The sequence below is a fragment of the Pseudomonas sp. SWRI22 genome (genome assembly GCF_014268395.2).
Lineage (GTDB): Bacteria > Pseudomonadota > Gammaproteobacteria > Pseudomonadales > Pseudomonadaceae > Aquipseudomonas > Aquipseudomonas paracarnis.
Genome location: NZ_JABWQK020000002.1, coordinates 1,104,139 through 1,127,701, shown reverse-complemented (window position 1 = coordinate 1,127,701; position 23,563 = coordinate 1,104,139). Strand labels below are relative to the sequence as shown.

Annotated in this window: 15 protein-coding genes; 6 read left to right on the top strand and 9 right to left on the bottom strand. The window is 61.4% G+C overall.

Translation table 11 applies throughout. From position 1 onward, the window contains the following. Positions 1-319 precede the first annotated feature (319 nt). Positions 320-997 carry a sterol desaturase family protein gene (locus HU730_RS22660; protein WP_034128171.1) on the top strand — a complete coding sequence of 226 codons (678 nt, stop codon included), beginning with the start codon at positions 320-322 and terminating at the stop codon, positions 995-997. 99 nt (positions 998-1,096) lie between these two features. On the opposite strand, the gene HU730_RS22655 is transcribed toward HU730_RS22660, so the two are convergent. The 7 genes from HU730_RS22655 to HU730_RS22625 form a co-directional block, all read right to left on the bottom strand. Continuing rightward, complete coding sequence (locus HU730_RS22655; protein ID WP_034128172.1) at positions 1,097-2,608, bottom strand: hypothetical protein; 1,512 nt, start codon at positions 2,606-2,608, stop codon at positions 1,097-1,099. Between the two features lie 152 nt (positions 2,609-2,760). Further along, complete coding sequence (locus HU730_RS22650; protein ID WP_034128276.1) at positions 2,761-3,117, bottom strand: hypothetical protein; 357 nt, start codon at positions 3,115-3,117, stop codon at positions 2,761-2,763. A gap of 126 nt (positions 3,118-3,243) precedes the next feature. Further along, on the bottom strand, positions 3,244-3,624 hold the full coding sequence (locus HU730_RS22645; protein ID WP_034128173.1) for a hypothetical protein: 381 nt from the start codon (positions 3,622-3,624) through the stop codon (positions 3,244-3,246). 2 nt (positions 3,625-3,626) lie between these two features. Beyond that, positions 3,627-4,619 (bottom strand): hypothetical protein, encoded by a 993-nt coding sequence (locus HU730_RS22640; RefSeq protein WP_169922049.1) that lies wholly within the window; start codon positions 4,617-4,619, stop codon positions 3,627-3,629. Between the two features lie 137 nt (positions 4,620-4,756). Next, positions 4,757-5,821: a lipocalin-like domain-containing protein gene (locus tag HU730_RS22635; RefSeq protein ID WP_034128175.1), complete on the bottom strand. Its 1,065-nt coding sequence runs from the start codon at positions 5,819-5,821 to the stop codon at positions 4,757-4,759. Then, positions 5,811-8,273: an FtsX-like permease family protein gene (locus HU730_RS22630; protein WP_186527058.1), complete on the bottom strand. Its 2,463-nt coding sequence runs from the start codon at positions 8,271-8,273 to the stop codon at positions 5,811-5,813. The genes HU730_RS22635 and HU730_RS22630 overlap by 11 nt, the downstream gene beginning before the upstream one ends. A gap of 1 nt (position 8,274) precedes the next feature. Further along, on the bottom strand, positions 8,275-8,943 hold the full coding sequence (locus HU730_RS22625) for an ABC transporter ATP-binding protein (protein ID WP_020301318.1): 669 nt from the start codon (positions 8,941-8,943) through the stop codon (positions 8,275-8,277). A 274-nt stretch (positions 8,944-9,217) separates the two neighbouring features. Between HU730_RS22625 and HU730_RS22620 the strand changes: the two genes are divergently transcribed. The 3 genes from HU730_RS22620 (at position 9,218) to HU730_RS22610 (ending at position 13,281) form a co-directional block, all read left to right on the top strand. After that, positions 9,218-9,898 (top strand): histidine phosphatase family protein, encoded by a 681-nt coding sequence (locus tag HU730_RS22620; RefSeq protein ID WP_089042201.1) that lies wholly within the window; start codon positions 9,218-9,220, stop codon positions 9,896-9,898. Positions 9,899-10,079: 181 nt separating this feature from the next. Further along, the gene (gene arnT, locus HU730_RS22615; RefSeq protein ID WP_127880768.1) at positions 10,080-11,735 is read left to right on the top strand and encodes a lipid IV(A) 4-amino-4-deoxy-L-arabinosyltransferase; all 1,656 of its coding nucleotides are present in this window, start codon (positions 10,080-10,082) and stop codon (positions 11,733-11,735) included. A 28-nt stretch (positions 11,736-11,763) separates the two neighbouring features. Beyond that, a complete protein-coding gene (locus HU730_RS22610; RefSeq protein WP_186527059.1) occupies positions 11,764-13,281 on the top strand; it encodes a glycosyltransferase family 39 protein in 1,518 nt (505 codons plus the stop codon). Positions 13,282-13,640: 359 nt separating this feature from the next. Here the strand turns inward: HU730_RS22610 and HU730_RS22605 are convergent, their stop codons facing one another. Next, positions 13,641-19,910, bottom strand: a complete 6,270-nt coding sequence (locus HU730_RS22605) for a non-ribosomal peptide synthetase (RefSeq protein WP_186527060.1) — start codon at positions 19,908-19,910, stop codon at positions 13,641-13,643. A 490-nt stretch (positions 19,911-20,400) separates the two neighbouring features. Between HU730_RS22605 and HU730_RS22600 the strand changes: the two genes are divergently transcribed. Then, positions 20,401-21,195 carry a helix-turn-helix transcriptional regulator gene (locus HU730_RS22600; RefSeq protein WP_034128181.1) on the top strand — a complete coding sequence of 265 codons (795 nt, stop codon included), beginning with the start codon at positions 20,401-20,403 and terminating at the stop codon, positions 21,193-21,195. Then, a complete protein-coding gene (gene adeC, locus HU730_RS22595) occupies positions 21,195-22,664 on the top strand; it encodes an AdeC/AdeK/OprM family multidrug efflux complex outer membrane factor (RefSeq protein WP_054917482.1) in 1,470 nt (489 codons plus the stop codon). The genes HU730_RS22600 and adeC overlap by 1 nt, the downstream gene beginning before the upstream one ends. Here adeC and hpaA read toward each other — a convergent pair. Continuing rightward, positions 22,591-23,451 carry a 4-hydroxyphenylacetate catabolism regulatory protein HpaA gene (gene hpaA, locus HU730_RS22590; protein WP_054917478.1) on the bottom strand — a complete coding sequence of 287 codons (861 nt, stop codon included), beginning with the start codon at positions 23,449-23,451 and terminating at the stop codon, positions 22,591-22,593. The two genes, adeC and hpaA, sit on opposite strands and share 74 nt — an antisense overlap. Positions 23,452-23,563 lie beyond the last annotated feature (112 nt).

Here is a 23,563-nt window from a genome sequence, read left to right as displayed (position 1 = left end):
CTGTTTTGTTTTTATTTTTAGAGCAAATGTTATCGTTAACATTTTGCCAGAAACTAACAAGTAATTCAGACCTGTGCAAGCCTCCACTGGTCGGTCTCGGGCAAAAACGTGGGAGCTGGCTTGCCCTCCGGTTGTAGGAGCGAGCTTGCTCGCGAAAAACTCACAGGCGCCGCGTTTATTCAGAAGCCCGCGTTATCGTTGACATTTTTCGCGAGCAAGCTCGCTCCTACAGGGGGGATGAGGTGGTCAGTAAAAACTCGCACATCCGCTTACGCCAACTAAGCTCAGCCTCAAATAAAAACACAGCGAGCAGCCGGCCATGCCCCACCCGACCGAGACTTTCCGCGACCGTTACCGCGCAAGCGTCAACCCGCGTTACAACCCCTGGCTGCACGCCGCATTCGTGCTTGGCTACGGCATCGCCTGCATCACGCTGGCCTGGTCCTCCACCGCCGATATCACCGCCCTGCAGTGGCTGACCGTGCCCCTGACCCTGCTGTTCTTCAACCTGTGCATCTACCTCGTGCACCGCCACCTGGGCCATCACAAACATGCATTCGCCCGGCTGTTTTACGCACGCCACACCGGCGATCACCACAGCTTCTTCACCCCCGGCCACATGACCTACGACAGCCCTCGGGACTGGCGCGTCATCCTGTTTCCAGCCTGGCTGATCATGCTGCACAGCCTGGCCATCACCCTTCCCGCCTGGTGGCTGCTCAGCCAACTGAGCACCAACGTTGCCGGGTTGTTTGCAGGCTGCATGATCCTTGGCTACCTGCTCTACGAAGTGTTCCATGCCTGCGAACACCTGCCTGCCGAACACCCGGTGGCACACCTGCCATGGATTCGCCAGATGCACCGCCTGCATGCCTTGCACCACCGTCGCGAGCTGATGCAGGGGCGTAACTTCAACATCGTGCTGCCGTTGATGGACTATCTGTTTGGCACTTTGTATTGCGAGCCGGTCAGCCACGATAACCAGCGGTCGTCATAAGCATCCGGCGGAAAAATGCAGCAATGGCGTTACGCCTTGACGCAAAAAGGGCATACAGGTGCTTTGCCTGTATGCCCTTTGCGCTAAGCCGTCACTGGCTTAGCTCTTGGTACTGCTGAGCAAGGTTTGTTTGCACAAATGGCCAAAGCTCACGAACTGGGTGTTCTCACCGCCGACACCAATGCCCGGGTACTCCAGTACCTCCATGCGCCAAACCCCATAGTTGAAGTCGGTACGCCAGGTATTGTTGTAACCTTGGGAGTAATCGACAAACTCAGTCTGGAAATCACCGAAGCAGGTACCCACGTTGATCGTGCCGCCGGCTTGGCCCGAGCTGTCGGTAGCCGCCGAGTAAGCCTTGTAGACGATATTTCCGGTGTCCGGGTTGACGTGCTGGTCGAGGTAGACAATCGGGTGCAACCCCACCAGGGGCGCACCGGTGCTGTCCGACAGGCCCATGGTCCAGGTCAGATCCCGGTAGGCTTGGGTGGTCATATAGCCGTAACCCACGTTGGAAGCGGAATACGGGATACGCAACACATTCGCCTCGCCTTTCATATCCGGGTTGTTAACACGTGGGTTGGAACCAAAGGACAGCGTGTATTTACCCGTCGCACTCCAAGGCTCATTCGGGTGCTGGTTGGGCCGCACGCGCACCTTCACCACACCGCCTACGCCTGGGCTTGGGATCGACGTCGAGATCACATTGGCGCCCACGGTGACCCACTGGCTGCCATCGAAACGCTCAAGGATCCATTTGCCACGGGTACTACCGCTAGCGGCATCGGCCACCAACGCAATACCCACACTCTGGCCACGCACAGCGGTGAAATCGAAGTAATCAACATCGTCGAGGCTGTCGGCATTACCGCTGAGGTAGTTCAGCGTGTCCGGCAGCTGGAAGGCCGTGTCCGGCGTGTCGTTGGGCTCGTAGGCGTCGATATTGGTGTCGACCGCCACACCGAACTGGAAGCTCGACCCGTCGACCGCCGCATTGGCCTCCATGAACCAGTAATAATCACCGGCCGGCACCACACCGCTTAGGCTTTCGTCGCCATTGCCCGGGTTATTGGAGGTGCCCATGGGAAGCGGGTTGCCCTGACCATCGTCCTGGAACAGTGACAATGACATGTCGGTACCCACCGTCTGATTGACCAGCAAGGCGTTGATCCTGGCCTTCTGCGGCAAATTGAAGTGATAGCACAGCAAAGCGCCGGCCTGCACGCCCTCAATTGTGTAGAGCGCGTTCACGTCCAGCGTGACTTCACAACCCTGGACCAAAGCCGCTTGCGCGGCAGACGCTTGCTTGCCAGTGGCCTTTTGCACTTTGCCTACCGCAGCGGGCGCAATGATGTCTTCCACCACCGAGTCCGCCTTGGACTTGGCAGCGAACACGGGCTTCTTCAGGTGAGCGCTCGATTGCAGTCGCTGTTTGAGCGTAGCGGGTGCCTTGTTGGCTTGGATTTTCGAAGCATCTTTCAAAGCTTGCTTGACGCTGACTTGAGGCGTTTGCGCCGCCAGATGAGGGTATTGCTCGGCCAGGGCAAAGGCCGAAACGAAGCAAGAGGCCGCCATGGCCGCGCCCATAATGAAGGCTTTTTTCGATTTCATTTTTTATCCATCCATAGTTAAAAAATTGAAGCTCAGGTAACCGGCGACATCCGGTCACCTGGGATGGACTGTAGGATAAGACTGTATGCATGTACAGCACTTTTTCTAAAAAATGTGAGCCTGGAATTCAGGCTCAAGAAGCGAGAGCACCTCTAAAGCCAGGTGCACCAATAGCCCCAACTGATCGCCCACATTATCGCGAGCCGATAGGGCCATACAGCCCAACGCTTGAGCGCTGGCGGAATGACGGCTAGCTCTGCCTCGGTCATGTAACCTTCTTTCACGGAGCGTTCTGGCGCGCGGAGGATATCAATCATTAGACACATGCGATGAAACCTGACGAACCGCTGGTTTCGTCCCCAGCGTTGCTGATATTTACGCACCTGCACGTTTTCAATGAAGTAACCTTCCAACGCCTCGAGTTTTGTTCGTTCGACAAAGAGCATTAATCCCAAAATGACGAACGCTCCAACCAACATCACCAGGGTGTAAGCGAGAAAAAACGACATTGTCATGCCCCAGGTGGGAAAATCGAATCACTCTTGATCTATAGCGCCCCGTAATGACCGCCTGCTGGTTCGCACACGTCTACCAATTGCCAATTCAAGAGGTGTTTTCGCGAGTGAGGCCTAGTTCTATGGAATTGGGATATCGCACCATCTGCGCCATACCTCCCACACAATCATTTCGATGATACAAACATCCGCGAGGCGATACGGCCACAAGGCCCAGCGCTTAAGCGTCAAGGGGACAGACGCCAGCTCGGCTTCGGTCACAAGGCCTGCCTTCAGAAAAGCTTTCGGCCCTGACAGGATGTCGATCATCAGGCTCATTCGATGATATCTATCGATCGGATCATATCCTTCCCTGAAACGCTTATGTCTAAGAACCTTCTCGTTCTCACTGAAGTAACTTTCCAGTTCATCCAGCTTTGCGTATTCAGCAAACACTATCAGTACGAAGACGACAAATACCCAAGCGAACATCACAATGCTATATACAAGAAAGAGGGACATCGTTATGTGCCCTCGGGTTGGAATATCAGATCGCCGTCGACTGCCAATATTCTTCCCCCCAAAAACCCACCAAACTCACCAAAAAAAGCGCCTCCCGCCGCCCCACCCACAGCCCCTCCGATAATTCCACAAGCCAGTTCACCGTTGCCTTTCAGTGAAACACCCAATGCAATCCGGCATGCACTGCGAGAAATAGTTGCGCCACGCTTGCCCAAAACAGCAGCCCCAAATACTCCACCCAGCAACCTCCCCGTCTCCACATACTTCGCCCGCCGACACTGCGCCTCCCTTCCCACCACACACGCCTCCTTGATTTCCAAACCCGCCACGCCCACATCCAACGCCAACCCCAGATATGTTCCTTGCTTTAACCATTTCGACATCTGCGTAATCGTCTGAACCCGCTGCGCATACCCCACAATTTCGCCTTGATGCAGATAGCTTTTGGTCGAGATCCCAAGCGCCTCCTTAAGCGGTTGATTGCCACGCAATCCAGAACCAAATCGCGCAGCCCCTTGCAGTTGCATATCCAAAACGCCAAACATCCTTTGACGCTGTCGTATAAACGACTCTTTGTCCAAACCACCGTCCTTCAATTGCCGATGCAACTGCTCGATTTCCTCCAAAGTCTGTGCAACCGCCTGCAGGTGCCGGCTCCAAGCCGACGTCGCACTGCCGATGCCTATCGACCCATACCCCAGAATGCTCTGCGCCAAGTCGTAATTTGTATTTCCTGCTCTATCGAGCGGCACATTCTGGTCCAGTTGGCGACTAATCTCTTCAGCGTGGCGCATCAACCAGGCTTCTTCGATTGAGCAATGGGCACTGGACATTTCGGGAACGATCACCAACTCACCCGGCCTCACCATTCCTTGGCTCAGGTGTTTATTCAGCACATCAAAATGATCTGGGCCCTGTAACAAGCCTCCGCGCCATAGCCGTGATTTCAAAAACGGGTAAGGTGAAGCCTGTTGATTGATGTAACCGTACGCCATGTCCTGGATTCCGATACCGAGAAAGGCATCGAAATATAAGCAAGCACCTACAACCCGGACACAAGCAGGCGGGGGTCAAAAAGTACGTTTGGGAAGTTGCCTACACAGCAAAAGATGAACGCCTACAGAAAGCGCCCCTAATACCCAGTCATCTCCAAATACCCCACCCCACCCTCAAACCGCACCGGCCCTTCCCAGTACGGAATACCCAGGTCCATCCACGCCTTCGGGTTGACGGCCTCGGTGGTGATATCCAGCTGTTTGCCGGGAATTTTCAGCGACCAGCGTGTGGGAATACTGCGCCCGTCGATGGCCGTGGTGGTCAGCGGTGTGAGTTGGATATCGCTGTTGTGCAAGGTCTCGGTGTGGCCCTGGGCGTCGATCCAGGTGCCGGTGAGGTAACCATCGCTGTCTTTCTGCCGCACGCGAAACAGCATCAGCTGCGCGCCGCGGTCCAGATGCAGGGAGAACCAGTCCCAGCCGGTCTGGCTGGCGGCAAGGGGTTGGCTGCTCCATTCGCGGTCGAGCCAGGCTGGGCCGCTGACCTGGTAGGTGTGGCCGTCGAGGTTGACGCTGCCGCTGGCGGTGAAAAACGGCTGGCTGTAGTAGTACGACGCCTGGCCCTGGTCGGATTTGCGGCTGTAGCCATGGTCGCCTTGCAGCACCAGCGGGCGGCTGGAAGTCAGGTGCAGGTCGTAGGCAAATTGCGCGCCACTGGCCTTGAGTTGCATGTCAGCCAGGGGGCTGGCGGCGCCGGGGCGGGTGGCGAAGTTCCAGTCGTCGATCCAGGCGTTGAACGGCTCTGCCTGGGCCCCGGCTTGCCCCACGCCACCCCGGGCCAGGCGTTCGGCGGCGTAGTGGCGGGTGGCGGAGGTGACGGCGGCGTGGCCGAGCCACACGGTTGAATCGCGCCAGCCCGGTTGGACGGGGCCGGCCTTCAATGCGTTGCGAAACAGCGTCCATTGCACGCCGAAGACATTGCCCTGGGCATCCTTGAGGTTGGCCGTGACGTACCACCATTCGATGCGAAAGCCGTCGTGGGGCCCGTGGTCCTCGGGGAAACTGAAGACTTTGCCGGGCACCACCTGGGCAAAGTCCGCCGCATCGCTGCCCAGCCCGGCGAAACTGTCCTCGGGTGCGGGCGCCTGGTCGCAGCCGCTCAGCAGTAACCAGGCGATGCACGCCAATGCCTTAATCTTCATGGGCGAACGTCCTCAACAAATCCGCCGGACGGCTGCGGTACAACTGCCATAAGGGCCAGGCCGACGCGAGCAAGGTGGCAAGCATCGCCAGCCCCAGCAATTGCGCAAGCTGCCCGGGGAATACCTGCAGCGGCAGGCGCCAGCCGAAGGCCTGCACGTTGATCACCGCATCCAGGCACCACGCCAGCAACAGCCCCAGCGGCAACGCCAGGATCAACGTGAGTACCGCCAGCAGCCAGGTCTGGCCGAGGTTGAGCAGCATCAATTGTCGGCGCGTCACGCCCAGCGCCCACAACGGCGCGAGTTGGCCGAGTCGGCTTTGGCTCTGGGTCAGCAGGCTGATGAACAACGCCACGCCGGCGACGCCAAGGGTCAGGCTGTTCAACGCGGCAGTGGCAGCGAAGGTGCGTTCGAAGACCTGGCTGGACCACCCCTTGAGTTGCTGTTGGTCGACAATGCGGCTGTCTTCCATGGCAAACTCACGCTGCACTTCACGGATCAGCGACGGCACGTCGGCGGGCGCTACCCGCAGGTTGAAGCGTGCCGGTGAGAGCGTCGGCCAATGCGCCAACAGGTGCCGGGCATTGACCAGCAGATGGCCCTTGGGGTTGCCGTAGTCGGCGTAGATGCCGACGATCTTCGGCGCCCAGGTGCCCTGCGGCGTGGGGATGGAAACCGTGTCGCCCAGTTGCACCTTCAGGCGTCGCGCCAGTTGTTCGCTGAGCATCAGGCTGTCGTCTTGCAGCAAGCGGTCCCAGGGCGCGTCCACCGCCTCCAGCAACGGCCAGTGTTGACGATAAGTGGGGTTGTCGACCACGCCGAACACCTCGGCGGGCCAGCCTTGCAGTTGCACCGCCACCTGCCAGGCGGGCAATACGGCCTGCACCAGGGGCTGACGGGTCAACCACGTCTTCAGTTGCTCGGCCTGCTGCGGATTTTGCGGGTTGAGGTACAGCTCGGCGGTGAGGCGTTGCTCCAGCCAATGGGTGAAGGTCTGGCGAAAGCCCGAGGTCATGGAGCCGGCGCCGATATTCGCCGCCAGGGCCAACAGCAACGCCATCAGCGCCAGGCTCAAGGCCGGCAGTTGCTGGCGGCAATCGGCCAGGAACCACTGGCCCAGTACCGAGCGACTACGCCCCAGCACGGCTTTCAATAACCCGTTGAGCAGCACCGGTAATGCCAACGCCGCGCCCAACAGCAAGGCCGCCATCAGCACAAACCCGGCGGCCAGGCTATCGCCCAGCCACAGCGCCAACAACGCGATCGCCAGGGCCGCGGACGCCACCCACCCCTGGCGCCGCAGCCAGCGCCCATGGGCTTGATGCCAGGCTTGGGCGTTGGCCAGCGCCAGTAACGGCAAACGCGCTGCGCGCCACAGGCTGCTGGCTCCAGCGAGCAATGCGCCGAGCAGGCTCACGCCAAGGCCGGCCAGCCACCACCAGGGGCTCAAGTTCAATTGGCCGGCGACTTCGGCGCCGTACAGGCCGCGCAAACTGGCGGCGACATCCGGCAGTAACAGGCTGGCCAGCAGGTAGCCGCTGGCGATACCGAGCACACCGCTCAACACCGCCAAAGCGCCCAATTCGACGCCCAGGCTCAGGATCAGCATGCGTGCGCTGACTCCACAAGCGCGCAAGGTTCGCAGCAGGCCACGGCGCTGTTCCAGGGCCAGGCCGATGGCCGCATGCACGATAAACAGCCCCACCACAAAGGATAAAAAACCCACCGCATCCAGGTTCAGGTGAAAGCTTTCGGTGAGGCGTGACAGGTTGCTGTCCTCGCCCTGCTTGAGTTGCAACGCGGCGGGCGGCGTGGGGTGGTGGGCGGCGAAGGTGTTGTCCAACAGTAGGCGCGACAGGCGTCCAGGCATGTTGAGCAGGGGTTGGGCAAAGCCGATATCGGTCAGCAGCAGGCCGGGCGCCATATCGGCCTGTACCTGCAACGGTGGCAGGCGTTGCCCGGTGGACGTCAGCGGCTGCTCGCCCGCCTGCAGCCCCAGCGCCTCTAACGTTTGCGCAGCGACCCAGGTACGCCCCGGCGGCTCGAAAAACGCCAGCATCTGCGCCTGGCTCAAGCGTTGCCCCGCCACGCTGCCGCTGCCGGGTAACGACACCGGGTCGATGCCCATCAGTTGCAGACGCTGCTGCTCACGCCCCTGGAGCACCACCCGCCCCTGCACCACCGGGGATACCGGCCAGCCGGCGCGGCGCAGCTCGGCAAACAGTGCCTGGGGGAAACTGGCGGCGTCCGGCGCAACCAGGCTGGCTTGGGGTTCGCCACCGATCAATTGGCTGGCACGTGCGTAGCTGTCCCGCGCCTGGCTGTTGAGGGCCTGCACGCCGGTCAGTAGCGCGGTGGCCAGCCACAGGCCGGTGAGCACGCTGAAAAATTGCACCGGATGACGCCGCCAGTGGCTCAGCAACGCGCGCAGCGTCCAGTAAAACAGCGCCATCTCAGCGAGCGTCCATCGGCACGACACGCCCACGGTGCAGCACCACTTGCCGGTCAAGCCGTGCGGCCAGGCGCGGGCTGTGGGTGACCATCAGCAGGCTGGTGGGGCTGTCCCGCAGCAGGTCCAACAGCAGTTGCAGCACTTCATCGCTGGTGGCTTCGTCGAGGTTGCCGGTGGGTTCGTCAGCCAGCAACAAACCCGGCCGCGAGGCCAGCGCCCGCCCGACGGCAACCCGTTGCTGCTGGCCACCGGAGAGTTGCTCGGGGTAACGCCGGAGCAAGTCGCCCAGCCCCAGGCGCTCCACCAATTGCGCTTGCCAGTGCGGGTCGAAACGCCCTGCCAGCCGCGCCTGGAACGCCAGGTTGTCTTCCACGCGCAAGCTGCCGATCAGGTTGAACTGCTGGAAGACCAGGCCGATTTGCGTGCGGCGCCAATGGGCCAGTTGCCCTTCGTTGAGTTGGTCAAGGCGCTGCTCGCCGATGCGGATGCTGCCGGCGTCCACTCGGTCCAACCCAGCCACCAGGTGCAGCAAGGTGCTTTTGCCACTGCCCGATTCGCCCATCAGCGCCAGGCTGCTGCGTTCACCCAGGTGCAGGTCGACGCCAGCCAGAACAGTCAGCGGGCCTTGCGGGGTCGCGTAGTTTTTAACAACACCTTGCACCTGCAACATAAGAACGCTCATCTGAAGGACCAGCAATGAGAATAACGGCTGACGCTCGTGCCTACGCAAATTTTTCACATGGATTTCACCGTCTGCCCATCCACCGAACTTTAAAGTGCCCGCCAACTCGTGGTGACTCACAACTTATTAGTTAATCCAAGTGACACTCTTAACATGCAAGTGTTCAGCAAAAAGACAGCGGTGCTGTGACAGTCTCCTGCCTCACCAAGGGCAACTGCCCAATCGTGCAGCCTTTTTATAAACACAATAAACAGTGCCGAGGATGAACCGCGTGGCAGACATGATCCTGGCCAATCCCCAACCCAAAAGGTCAAGGTTAAAACGCCTGAGAAAATACCGCCTGCACCTGCTTGGCATCAGCGTTACCGCCTTGTTGTTGACGGGTTTTTTATTCTGGCCCAGCTCGCCCCTGGACCTGGGCGTGGGCAATCGCCTGGTGACCTCCGGGGTGCTCGCCAGTTGGCGTGAGGGTGAGCTGGTGGTGCTGGTGCGCCATGAGGAGCGCTGCGACCGCTCGGCCAACCCCTGCTTCGGCCCTGCCGATGGCCTGACCATCAACGGCACTGAACGCGCCGTTGAACTGGGCAAAGCCTTTGATTCATTGGGCATGGCTCTGACCGACGTGCTCAGCAGCCCCACCACGCGAACCGCCCAGACGTCACTGTTCATGTTCGGCAAGACCGAGCTGTCCCCCGGCCCGCTGGCCATCTGCGGCGACGCCATGGGCGGTGAAATCCTCGGCCACAAACAGCCGGGACGCAACCTGATGCTGATCACCCACAGCGCCTGCATGAGCGACTTCCAGACCAGCCTCGGCTTCCCTCACGCAGCCGCTGCAGAGTACGGCAGCGCACTGTTCGTCAAGGTGCTGCCCAACGGCACCTTCAAGGCCCTGGGCACCATGAACAGCGAAGAGTGGACCGCCGCACTTAAAAAACTTTAATTACACTTGTTTACATATTAAGCCTTGAGACGTTCAGCAAAACGACAGCCCCACTCTGGCATGTTTAGCCGCGCCTGTTAGTTATGCTCTCCAACAACAACTTAGTGACCCTTACGATGCTTCGCCCTATTAAGTTAATACCGCCATTGCCCGTACTTGAACGTTATGGAGCGATGTGCGCATGCCCCGCATAAACCCTGTGTCCTGGCTATTGCTGGGCGTTGCCGTGTTCTTCCTGTTGCCCCTGGGCTTTCACGGTTTATGGACGCCGGACGAAACCCGCTACGCCCAGGTCAGCCAGGAAATGCTGATGAGCGGTAACTGGGTGGCGCCGCACTTCATGGGCGTGCGTTATTTCGAGAAGCCCGCCGCCGGCTATTGGCTGATCGCCCTTGGCCAGGCGGTGTTCGGTGAAAACCTCTTCGGCGTGCGTATCGCCTCAGTGATGAGCACGGGCTTGAGTGTGGTGCTGGCCTACCTGCTCGCCCGTCGCGTGTGGAACGAGCCGCGCAAGAGCTTTGCCTGCGCCCTGCTCTACCTGAGTTTTGGCCTGGTGGCCGGGCAAGCCGGGTATGCCAACCTCGACCCGCAATTCACCCTGTGGGTGAACCTGAGCCTAGTGGCGTTGTGGTTTGCCCTGGACTGCCGCACGCCATGGGAACGCCTGGGTGCCTGGGCGGTGTTGGGCGTGGCCTGCGCCATGGGGTTCATGACCAAAGGGTTCCTGGCCTGGCTGTTGCCGGTGTTGATCGCCGTGCCCTATCTGGTCTGGCAGCGGCGCGTCGGTGAGTTGATGCGCTACGGGCCGCTGGCGGTGCTGGTTGCCGTGCTGGTGTGCCTGCCATGGGCCCTGGCGATCCACCTGCGCGAACCGGATTACTGGCATTTCTTTTTCTGGCATGAGCATATCCGCCGCTTTGCCGCCGACAACGCACAGCATGCTCGGCCGCTGTGGTTCTTCCTGCCAATCATGGTGGTGGCATGCCTGCCGTGGGCTGCCTTGCTACCCGGCACCCTGCTAAAAACCTGGCAGGAAAAGCGCCAGCCGGCGATTGCCTTTCTCGCCCTGTGGCTGCTGCTTCCCCTGGGCTTTTTCAGCCTGAGCAAAGGCAAATTGCCGACCTACATCATGCCGTGCCTGTTGCCCCTGGCCTTGTTAATGGGCCACGGTCTGATCGACCTGATCAAGCAAGGCAAGGCGCGCACGCTAGTCATCAACGGCGCGCTCAATTTCGTGCTTGGCATGACGGCCATGGTGGTGCTGATCTACCTGCAAATCACCCGCCCGCTGTACAGCAATAGCCATGCGGAGATGTTCAACCTGTCCCTGACGTTTATCGTGCTGCTGGGCTGGATCCTCGCCAACCTGTTGCAAGCGGTGCGCCCGCTGACGTTGTGGGCGATGCCTGCCCTGGGCATTGGTTTGCTGGTGGCATTGCTACCGGCGGGCATGCCGGCTCTGATCGAAGATAACGAGATGCCCGACCAGTTCGTGCTGGAACATCTGGACGAACTGCAACCTACCCGTGCTTTGCTGAGCAATGACCTGGGCCTGGCATCGGCCTTGACCTGGCGCCTGCGCCGGCCCGATGTGGCGTTTTATAACACCCAGGGAGAGCTGCGCTATGGCTTGAACTACGAAGACGCGGCACAGCGCAAGGTCACGCCGGACAGTGTCCAGGCCTGGTTGGCCGAGGCCCGCCAACACGGGTCGGTCGGCGTGCTGATGCAGGTCAAGAGCACCAGCGAACACCGTGAAGAAGGGCAGTTGCCGCCCGGCGGCAAACGCTATCGCAAGGGCAACCTGGTACTGACGATTTACTCCCAACAACCTTGAATGCAGCGCCTGCCACGGGGAACATCCCATGAGTTTCTGGAAAACCGAACGCGGCGCCCTGGTGTTACTGCTGGGTACCTCGGCCTTGCTGCTCTTGCTGGGCCTGGGCAGCCGCGACCTGTGGGGGCCGGAAACGCGCTGGGCGAATATCGCCTTGCAGATGCTGCAAAGCGGTGACTATTTCGACCCATACCTCAAAGGCACGCCGTATTACGACAAACCCCTGCCCTCCTACTGGCTGATCACCGGGTTTGCCCATCTGCTCGGCGGCCTCGGCCCGTGGTCGCTGCGCCTGTCATCGGTGATTGCCGCGTGGTTGAGCATCTGGCTGGTGTACCTGATCGGTGAACGCCTGTTTCGAAAAGGCACCGGGCTGATTGCCGGGTGGATGCTCGCCACCACCTTCTACTTCCTGTTCTGGGCCCGCGTGGCCACCGCCGATGTCCTCACCGTGTGCGGCGTACTGGCAGCGGTGTGGTGGTATTGGCGTGGGCCGGATGACACGCGGCTGGGGCGCTACACGGTGTTTTTTCTGTTGCTGGCCGCCACCTCACTGTTCAAGGGTTTGATCGGTGTGGTGCTGCCGGGCCTGGTGCTGTTGCCACACTTGCTCAGCGAACACCGCTACAAACGCCACCTCAACCTGCGCTTGGTGCTGGCCCTGCTCATCGCAGGCATCGTGTACGCGATTCCCTTTGTACTGTCCCACCGCTACGGCGCCCCCACTTACGGCGAGAGCGGCCTGGAGCTGGTGTTCCGCGAAAACGTGGTGCGCTTCTTCGACCCCTTCGACCATATGGGGCCGATCTACACCTACCTGATCTACTTGCCGGTCTACACCCTGCCCTGGGCACCCTGCTGGTTACTTGGCCTGTGGCTGGCCGTGCGCAACTGGCGCAGGGCGCCGCCCAACGTACGCTGGCTAGTGTGGGGCCTGGGCCTGTTGTTTGTATTCTTCACCGCCAGCGGCAGCCGCCGCAGCTACTACGTGTTGCCGCTGGTGCCCTTCGCCCAACTGCTCGCCGCCTGGTGGCTGAGTGAACGCCTGCACAAAAAACCTTCGAGCTGGCCGCGCTGGCAAGCAGGCTTTGGCCTCAGCGCAGGCCTGCTCTTGCTGGTGCTGGGCGTGATCTACCCCTGGACCAACGGCAACGGCGGCGTCACCCGCTTCGCCGCCGACCTGCAAGCCCAGGCAGAAAAAAGCGCACCCTGGAACCAATGGCAACTGGTGCTGGTAGAGGTCGACAACAAGCTGCCCATGTACCTGCAAAACCACGGCAAACCTTTCTACTACGTCAGCGAAAGCCAGGACTTCCCGCGCCAGGGCGACAGCGCCGCATTCATGGCCTGGCTGGAGAAAACCAACGGCCAGGGGTTTGATCCGCAACGCACGATAATCGTCGCGCAGTATTCCAAGGACGAGCCCGCGCCGTTGGCGTTCCTGGGGGTGGATCATCAAGTGGTGACGACGCAACCGGATAATGGGGAGCGGTTGTTCAAGGCGCGTGAGGGAGGCAGTGTGGCGTTTGTTCCGGGGATACGCTGAGGCACTGTACTTGCAGGCGTTTTTTCATGGCGAAGAACCTGGCCGTGTGGCACTTGTTGGAGATAGCCAAGACTACGGTAGATCGCTCTCTGTAGGAGCGAGCTTGCTCGCGAAAAACTCACAGGCGCCGCGTTTATTCAGGAGGCACGCGTTATCGTTGAGGTTTTTCGCGAGCAAGCGCGCTCCTACATTGGTATTGATGCAAATACCTTGGTAGTTCAGGCGCACCGAGTCGATGCCATCGCAGGCAAGCCAGCTCCCACATGGGTTCGCAGGGCATCAGTTGGATCAATGCCGGCTGTCAGGCCGCTTTCGCGAGCAAGCCGCTTCCACCGCAAGCTCCCCTCACCACAAGTCAGCTAAATCCGTCGACGGCGGTTGAGTTGGGGGATGGCGGCTTGGGGAGCTTCCACGCGCGGGGCCTGCGCCGCCGTTTTCGCGGCCAGTTGTGCCAGCGTGGGCTGGCTGAACAAGGTGCGTGCGTCCACGTCCATCCCGGCCTTGCGCAGGCGGGCTACCAGGTTCACTGCCAACAGGGAGTGCCCGCCCAGTTCAAAGAAGTGGTCATGGCGCCCTACCCGTTCGAGTTTCAACACGTCAGCCCAGATCCCGGCCATCAGGGTTTCCACCTCGCCCACTGGCGCTTCGTAGGCTCGGCTAAGCACGGCCTCCAGCCCTGGCGCCGGCAGGGCCTTGCGGTCGAGTTTGCCGGCGGGGTTGAGGGGCAGTGCGTCGAGTTGCACGAAGGCGGCCGGCACCATGTATTCCGGCAGGTGCTCCAGCACATGGTCACGCAAGGCTTGCAGGCTCGGCGCCTGGCCGCGCAAGGTGAAGTAGGCCACCAGGCGCTCATCGCGAATCAATACCGCCACCTCGTGCAGCGCCGGGTGGGCGGCCAGGTGTGCTTCGATCTCTCCCAGCTCCAGGCGCACACCGCGCAGCTTGACTTGGAAGTCGTTACGCCCAAGGAATTCAAGAGTGCCGTCTGGCAGGTAGCGCACCAGGTCGCCGGTGCGATACAGGCGGTCGCCGGGCACGAAGGGGCTTTCGATGAAACGTTCGGCGGTCAGCTGTTCCAAGCCCAGGTAACCACGGGCAACGCCGACGCCGCCGATGTGCAGTTGGCCGCTGATACCCATGGGCACCGGCGCATCATGAGCGTCCAGGACATACAGGCGGGTGTTGTTGATGGCGCGGCCAATCGGCAGTTGCAAGGCGGGCACCGGCGCGTCGGGTTCGAGGGTCCAGGCGCAGCTGTCTACCGTGGCTTCGGTGGGGCCGTACACGTTATGCAAGCGCACCGTGGGCAAGCGCGCCTGCACGCCACGGGCCAAGGCGGCGGTGAGTTCGCCGCCGCCGCACACTATATCAGTGAGGCTGGTGCACAGGGCCGATTCGTCCAGGTCCAGAAACTGCTGCAACATGGCGGGCACGAACTGGATCACCCTGATCTGCTGCTCACGAATCACCTGGGCCAGGTACGCCGGTTCACGGTGCCCATCGGGCCGCGCCAACACCAGGCGCATGCCGTTGCTCAACGGCCAGAACAGCTCCCACACAGAACCATCGAAGCTGAACGGCGCGCGCTGCAACAAGGCGCCGCCTTCGGCGTTCGGGCACAGTTGCGAGCCCCAATGCAACAGGTTGCCCAGGCCACGGTGCTCGATCATCACACCCTTGGGCGTGCCGGTGGAGCCCGAGGTGTACATCACGTAGGCGAGATTGGCGACGCTCAAGCCTGGCACGCTTGGATTGTCGATTGGCGCCTGATTCCAGGTGCAGTGGTCGAAGTCGATCAGCGGGATCGAGACATCGCCCACCCCTTCGCGAGTGGCAGCTTGTACCAACAGCGCCACTGGCTGGCTGTCTGTGAGCATGTAGGCCAGGCGCTCGCGTGGGTAACCTGGGTCGAGCGGCACATAGGCGCCGCCCGCCTTGAGAATTCCCAATAAGCCCACCACCAAGTCCAACCCACGCTCCACGCACAACGCCACCCGCGAGTCCGGTTGTACGCCGTGCTCACGCAAGTGAAAAGCCAGTTGGTTGGCACGTTCGTTGAGTTGGCGGTAGGTCAATGCGTGCTGACCCGCCTGCACCGCAATGGCATCGGGGTTTCGCCGCGCATGGGCTTCAAACAGCGCTTGCACGGTCAGCGTTTGTGGGTAGTCGGTGGAGGTTGCGTTGAAGTCCACCAATAGAGTTTGCAACTGGCTCGCGGGCAGCACCTGCACACCGCGCAGCGGCATATCCGGCGTGCTTTCCAATGCGTCCAGCAGGCCGTTCAGCACGGTGTCGAAGTAGCTCAAGACAGGTTCAGCGCCCACTGTGTCCGGGGCCATGACCTTGAGCCGGAAGCCGCTGGCCGTGTCGTCCACCGTGAGCATCAACGGGTAACTGAGGATGTCTTCACTGCTAAGCAAGGCAATGCCCGGCACAAGGTTCAGTCCAGGGTCCGCCGAGGTGTGACGATAGTTGAGCAAACTGTTGAACAGTTCCGGCACACCGCTGCGACGCTGGGCCAACGCCAGGGACGCCTGTTCATGGGCGAGCAAAGCGCTCAGTTGCGCGTGAGTGTCGTGCAGCGCATCCGCCACGTTTTGCCCGGCCAGGCGCAGGCGCAGCGGCAAGGTGTTGATAAACATGCCCAAGGCCCGCTCGGCCCCCTCGCCGGCTTGCAAGCGGCCGAGCAGCACGGTACCGAACACCACATCTTCGCGGCCGGCGACACGGCTGAGCACCTGAGCCCAGGCCAGGTGGAAAAGGCTCGCGGCACTGACCCCCAGGGCTCGTGCCTGGCTGCGCAGGCGCAGATTGAGCGCGTCGCTGAGCGAGCGCTGCGCCTCTTCGGTCTCGGCACGCAGGGCCTGACGCTTCTGTAGGCCGAACGCCAAGGTCGGCTCATCGACATCCGCCAGACGCTCTCGAAAGAACGCCTCGTGCGCCGCCTGGCGAGCCGTTGAGCGGGCCTGCGCGACCATGTTTCGATAAGGCACGGGCACAGGCAGTTGCGCCTGTTGACCCAGCAGATGGGCACGAATCTCGTCCACCAGCAGCGTGGTCGACGTGGCATCGTTGACCAGATGATGAAAGCGCAGCCTGGCGACCCAGCGCTGGTGCTGGGGCTCCTCGGCGTAATCCAGGGCCATCAGCGGCGCGTGGCGCAAGTCCAGGGGTTGCGCCGGTTCGCGCAGCGCTTCAACCCGCAGCTGCGCCTGGCGCCACACCACCTGCATCGGTTGTTCGAGGGCATCCCACACCAGGCTGGTGCGCAAAATATCGTGGCGATCGATCACCTGTTGCAGGGCACTGGCGAAGGCATCCAGCTGCTCGCGGCGCGCGAAGCTGAACAGCGCCTGTTGCTGGTACGGGTCGTGCGCGTCGGTGAGGTGGTGGTAGAGCAACCCTTCCTGCAACGGCGCCAGCGGATAGATATCCTGCACGTTGGCGGCGCCACCGGGGATGCTGGCGACGATGCGGTCAAGGCTGGTTTGGTCAAGTTCGGCAAGAACGAGCAAATCCTTGGTGATATGGGTGCAACCGGCCGGGATTCGATTGGCCGGCACCGCCTGTTCGTGACCGACGCACGCCGCCGCCAGCGCCGCCAGGGTGGGCTGGCCGAACAGCACTTGCACATCGGCGCGCAGGCCGGCCTCGCGCATGCGCTGCACCAGTTGCACCGCCAACAGCGAATGCCCGCCCAGCTCGAAGAAATGGTCATGGCGGCCCACTGGCTGCACGTGCAGCAACTCGGCCCAGATCTGCGCCAGTGTGGTCTCCACGCCCTCTTGGGGCGCTTCGAAGCGGCGGGTGATAAAAGCTTCCTGGGTCGGTGACGGCAAGGCTCGGCGGTCGAGCTTGCCGTTGGTGGTGAGGGGCAACGCGTCGAGGCACACGTAAGCCGCCGGCAGCATGTAGTCCGGCAGCGAGGCTTGCAGGTGAGTGCGCAGCACTTCGATTTCCACAGGCTGACGTGGCACAAACCACGCCCATAATTGCCCGTCGCGAAACTGCACCACTGCATCCTGAAGCGCCGGATGGCTGGCCAGGGCCGACTCGATTTCCCCCAGTTCGATGCGCACGCCACGGATTTTTACCTGGTCGTCATTGCGCCCCAGGTAGTCGAGATTGCCGTCTGGCAGCCAGCGCGCCAGGTCGCCGGTGCGGTACATGCGACCGCCGCTGAAAGGGTCGTCGATAAACCGTTCGGCACTCAACTCGGCACGGTTCAGGTACCCCCGCGCCACGCCCTTGCCGCCGACATACAACTCCCCCGCCACGCCAATCGGCACCGGGCGTTGCTGCGCGTCCAGCAGGTAGACGCGGGCATTGGCGACCGGCGCGCCGATATGCAACGGCTGGCCCACCTCAACGCGCCCCGAGGTCGCCACAACGGTGGCTTCGGTGGGGCCATAGTTGTTCACCACCGCGAACGTCTGTGCCTGGGGGAAGGTGCGCAGGCGGTCGCCGCCGATCAGCAAGGTGCGCAAGGTAGGATGCCCCAGCCCCTGGCTGAACGCATATTCGGCCACAGGCGTGGGCAGGAAACACACATCCAATGGTTGCGAGCGCCACCAGCCGAGCAACGCGTCGATATCTTCCGCGCCTTCATGGGCCGGTGGCAGGTGCAAGGTCGCCCCCACGCACAACGCCGGCCAGACTTCCCAGGCCATGGCATCAAAACCGAAGCCGGCGACGCTGGCAGTGTGGCTGCCCGCATGCAGGTCGAACGCTTGGCAATGCCAGTCCACCAGGTTCGACACGCTGTGATGTTCGACCATCACACCCTTGGGCAACCCGGTGGAACCCGAGGTGTAAATCACGTAAGCCAGGTTCGACGGCGTGACGGCAACCTGAGGGTTACTGTCGATGGATGCGCTACCAGGCTCCAGCGCGATCACCGGTACCGTCGAGACGGGCAGACGCTGGCGTAAATCGCGCTGAGTCAGGATGGCCGCGGGCGCGCTGTCGTGCAGCAGGTACTCCAGGCGTTCGCCGGGATGGGCCGGGTCAAGCGGCACGTAGCAGGCGCCGGCCTTGAGGATCGCCAACAGCCCCGCCAGGGTGTCAAGGCCACGCCGGGCCAGGATTGCGACACGGTCATCGGGCTGTACGCCGAGCGCCACTAGTTGATGGGCGAGTGCATTGGCCTGGCGGTTGAGTTGGGTGTAGCTCAGTGAACGGTCCTGAAACACCGCCGCAATCGCGTGGGGCGTGCGTGCGGCCTGGGCTTCAATGCGCTGGTGCAGGGTTTGCGGCGAAGCGTTGGGCTGCGCGGTGGCGTTCCAGTGCAGCAGTCGGGCCTGCTCCTCGGGCAGCAGCATGCAAAACTCGCCGATGGGCAGCGCAGTGTCCTCCAACCCCTGCTCCAGCAGCCCGATGAAACGCTGGGCCAACGCCTGCACATCGTGCGCCTGGAAATACGCCTCGTTGTAGACGCAATGCAGCCACGCATTGTCCTGGTAACGGTTGCTGCGCAAGTGAATGGCGAGCGGTAGCGCTTCATGGTGATTGGAGACTTTGATCGCGCGGGCCTGGACCTGACCGAAGCGCAGGTCGTGGTCGTCCTGCTCGAACGATACCGACACGTCGAAGAGTTGCCCGCGATCTGTTCGGCGCAAGCCCAGTTCGCGGTTCATCTCACTCAACGGGAAGCGCTGATGACGAAAATCCTGCTTGAGCTGATCACGGATGCCCCGTACCAGAGCACCGAAAGACACGCCCTCGTTGAACGCAAAACGTACCGCGCTGACCTGGGTGAAGAGGCCCACAGTGGCGCGGAAACGCGCGTTGGAGCGGTTGAGAATCGGCAGGCCCACTCCCCATTCCTGCCGTTGGCTGGTGCGGGTGAAATACACATACATCGCCGCCAGCAACACATGAAAGGCCGACGCCTGGTAGTGGTTGGCAACCTGCTCCATGCGGCTCTGCAACTGCACCGGAAAGCCTTGCACCCAGGTGTTGCTCGACGTCTTGGTGTTGTGCCTGGGGGTGAGCAGCGGCTCGGGCAGCACCTGGTATTTGCCCAGCCAATAATCACGGTCGCGGGCGTAGCGGGCCGATTGCAGGTAGCGTTGGTCGGTGTCGATAAAGTCGATGTAGGAAGGCGCCAGTGGCTCGGTGGCGCGCCCCTGCTCCAGGGCGCTGTAGAGCTGCGCGAGGGATTGCAGCATCTGGCCGAAGCCCCAGCCGTCGAGGATCAGGTGATGAGCCTGGGTACCGAGGCGGTAGTGATCATCATCAAGTTTGACCAGGAAAAAACGGCACAGTGGCTCGCCGCTCAGGGCGTAGGGCCGAGCCATTTGCGCCTGCATCAAGGTTTGGCTTGCCGCGGATGGGTCGGGCAGCGCGGAGAAATCATGCAGCGCCATTTCCACCTTCAGCTGCGGGGCGAATGTTTGCCCAGGCAGGCCATTGGCGTCGGTGTGCAGTTGGGTGCGTAGTGCATCGTGACGGGCCACCAGCAGTGCGACAGCATGCTGCATGCGTTCGGGCTCGACGGTGCCGGCAAAATCCAGATAGCCGCCAATGTTGTACAGCGGCGAATCGCCCACGCGCAGTTGGTCGAGCCAAATGTCTTGTTGGGCGCCAGTGAGGGGGAAGCGGGCCGGCTGGCTGGAGGAATACTGCATAAGATCCTTCTCATGGGGGTCAGGCACTGGCCGCGCAGAGGTGGCCCATTACGCCGAAGTTGCCGGATTGGAGCATGGCCGCCGAGGGGTGTCTGACACCCGAAACCCGGACATTCAAACGCATGGATAGGCCTTGATCGAAGGTTCATGGCTGAAACGATTAAAGCGTTGTAGGAGATTGGCTACAGCTCATCCATGCCGAGCCTCTGGATAACCCCTTTATTTTAATAATTAATCATTTACATCAATAACTTAACTAAAACTAAAAATAACTTACACCTGTACGTAGCCGGCTTAATTCACGAGAAACGTCGGATTAATGGCGCAGCTTTTATGGCAGCTTGTGTCCCTCGTTTCCGCTACATACGTAGGACAAATCCCTATGGCTAAATAAAATCTCGAACGCCGAGTTACGTTCAAGCAGTACGGAGTGCCCTGCACAGGCCCTGGGCAACCGTTGACGGTTTTCGACATCAAGGATGAGATGGCTATGAGTCTGACCCCAAGTATTGGCGACACCTGCGGCCCGCATTTTTATGCCGAAATGGGCGAGTTGATTTCAAACAGCGGCGACGAACATTTCGCCGCCACGATGTTGCAGCTGGTGGGCAAGTGGGTACCGATTCACCTGGTGGACCTCAGCGAATGGACCCTGGATGAACTGCGCGACCGCGTGCTGGACATCAAGTTACTGGGCAGCGCCGGGGTGAAAAAGGATTTGTCGGTGCCCCAGACCTTGCATGCGCTGAACGACCACCCGTTGCTGCAGCAGATGCTGCACATGCAAGACCCGCTGCTGATCCAGATGAACGCCAAGGCCAACAGCGCGCATCCGCGCGGCACTTCGCACCAGTGCAACCTGGTATCGCGCCAGGGCAATCGACGCTGTGTGATTTCGTTCTATCGCCCGCCGACCCAGCAGGGGTTCTCCCTGGCTGAGTTGTCGTTTCTCAAGTGCTTGTCGGACACGCTGTTGCCGTTGATGGAACGGCACGCCCAGAGCCTGCGCCAGGCGCCGCACGCCGAGACTGAACCGGCCCATACCCTGTTGGAACAATCGCAGTTGCAGCGTGAGTTCTACAAACGTTTATCTTTGAGCGACATCACCCTTTCGGCGCGGGAACAGGAGGTGTGCCTGGGCCTGCTGACCGGCGGTACCGTGCCGCAAATCGCGGAGAAACTCAGTGTCAAAAACAGCTCGATCGAGACCTACCTCAAGCGCGCCGCCGCCAAGCTGGGCGTGAGCGGCCGGCATGGCCTGGCCAAATGGATGGTGGGCGCCTGATGAGCACACGAGCACTGTGCACCGTCGGCATGGCCTGGATGCTCGGCGGTTGCTCGCTGATTCCCGAGTACCAGCGACCAGCCGCGCCGACGCCTGCGCAGTACCCCCAAGACGGCGTATACCGCCTGGCGCAGGCCGGCACCCAGGCGCAAAACCCGGACTGGCAGCAGCTGTTCCGCGACCCGGCGCTGCAACAGCTGATTAATGATGCACTGCTCAACAACCGCGACCTGCGAGTGGCGGCCCTGAATGTGCAAGCGTTCCAGGCCCAGTACCGAATCCAGCGCGCGGATCTGTTCCCGGCGATCTCTGCCACAGGCGCCGGCAAGCGCCAGAAGCTGCCGGGAAGCGTGACCGGCACCGGCAAGTCAGCGATAACCTCCAATTACTCCGCCACCTTGGGCCTGAGCGCTTACGAACTGGATCTGTTCGGCCGCGTGCGCAGCCTCAGCGAACAGGCGCTGCTCACTTACCTGGGCACCGAACAAGCGCGGCGCAGTACGCAATTGAGCCTGGTGGCCAACGTCGCCAATGCCTACCTGACCTGGCGCGCCGATCAGGAACTGCTGGCCCTGGCCGAGCAAACCCTGGTCGCCAACGACCACAGCTGGCAATTGACCAGCCGCAGTAAAAGCGCAGGCAAAGCCTCGGCGCTGGACGTAGTGCAAGCGCGCACAGCAGTGGAAAGTACCCGCGCCAGCGTAGCCCGCTATGAACGCCAGGTGGCCCAGGACCTCAACAACCTCACGCTGCTGGTGGGTGGCCCGGTGGATGAACACCTTCCTGCGCGCCCATTGGCCGACGATCTGGTCGCCCGCGTGCCCGCCGGCTTGCCCTCGGACCTGCTGCAACGCCGCCCGGATATCCTCCAGGCCGAATACCAGTTGCAGGCGGCCAACGCCAATATCGGTGCGGCCCGTGCTGCGTTCTTTCCTTCCGTGACCCTGACGGCAAACGCCGGCAGCACCAGCAAGGAGCTGTCGGGGCTGTTCAAGGGCGGCTCGGGTAGCTGGACCTTTCAGCCGCAGATCAACCTGCCGATCTTCAACGCCGGCAGCCTGCGCGCCAGCCTCGATTACGCCAGGCTGCAGAAGGACATCACGGTGGCCCAGTACGAAAAATCCATCCAGGGCGCCTTCCAGGAAGTTGCCGACGGCCTCGCCGCACGCCAGACCTTCAACGACCAACTGGCGGCGCAACGGGATTTCGTCGCCGCCAACCAGAACTACTATGACCTGGCCGAGCACCGTTACCGCAGCGGCGTGGACAGCAACCTGACGTTCCTCGATGCGCAGCGTTCGCTGTTCAGCGCGCAACAGGCGCTGATTGTGGACCGGCTGGCGCAGTTGGTCGCCGAGGTGAATTTGTATACCGCACTGGGTGGCGCCTGGGATATCAGCGCAACCCCGACTGCCGCAGCCGGTACTCCCCCGGTGTCATCTGTGCATAGCGCAAAAAAAACCGGCTGAAATACGCAGGGTCCTTGAACCCCAGCTGGTAGCAGATTTCATTCGCGGAACTGCCGGTAAACAACAGCAGGCGCTTGGCCTCTTGCATCAGCCGTTCAAGGATCAGGCGCTTGGACGGCAGGTCGGCAATGCGTCGGCACACTTCATTGAGCCGCGCCTGGGTCACGCCAATACTCTCGGCATAACGCGCCAACGGCCAATGTTCCAGGTAGTGGGCTTCGATCAGCTCGTTGAAACGATGGAAGATGCGCAGGTCTTCGTGGGCTGTCGGGCGTGCCGGCTGGGCGTGGGCGCACAGGCGCAGCAACCGGATCATGATCAACCGCGTCAGGCTGTCGAGGGCGGCGGCGCGCCCTGCCCGTTCGGCGTTGATCTCACTGCACAGCGCCTCGAAGAGTTGTTCCAACCCCTCAGCGTCGCCAGTCAAGGCCACACATGCGGCGCCGGAGGCGAGGCTGGGGTCGGCGTCGATCAATCCCCATACAAGCTGCTGGCGCACCGTCAACACATGCCCGTCGGCATCGGCTTCGGTGACAAAAGCATGGGCCACCGTGGGTGGCGTGAGGAAAAACATCGGTCCCGATTCAACGTACTGGCGGTCATCCAGATACACCCGCACTGCACCACTCTTGACGTAATGCACCTGGAAAAACCGGTCATGGCGATGCACCGCCATATTGCGCCCGAAAAACCCCGCCAGGTTGCCGAGCTTGTCGTAATGCACCTCGGCGTCGCTGTAGCGCTGGTCGTAGACCTGCCCGATGTTGATGTTGGGAATCGGCTTCACGGGGCTCTCTTCTTGTTGTTGTGAGGCCAGCGCAGTGTGCCACGCTTGACGGTAGTTAACATATTAATTATAACGTTAACAACTTAACGAACGGCCTGTGCAGCCGTCGTCA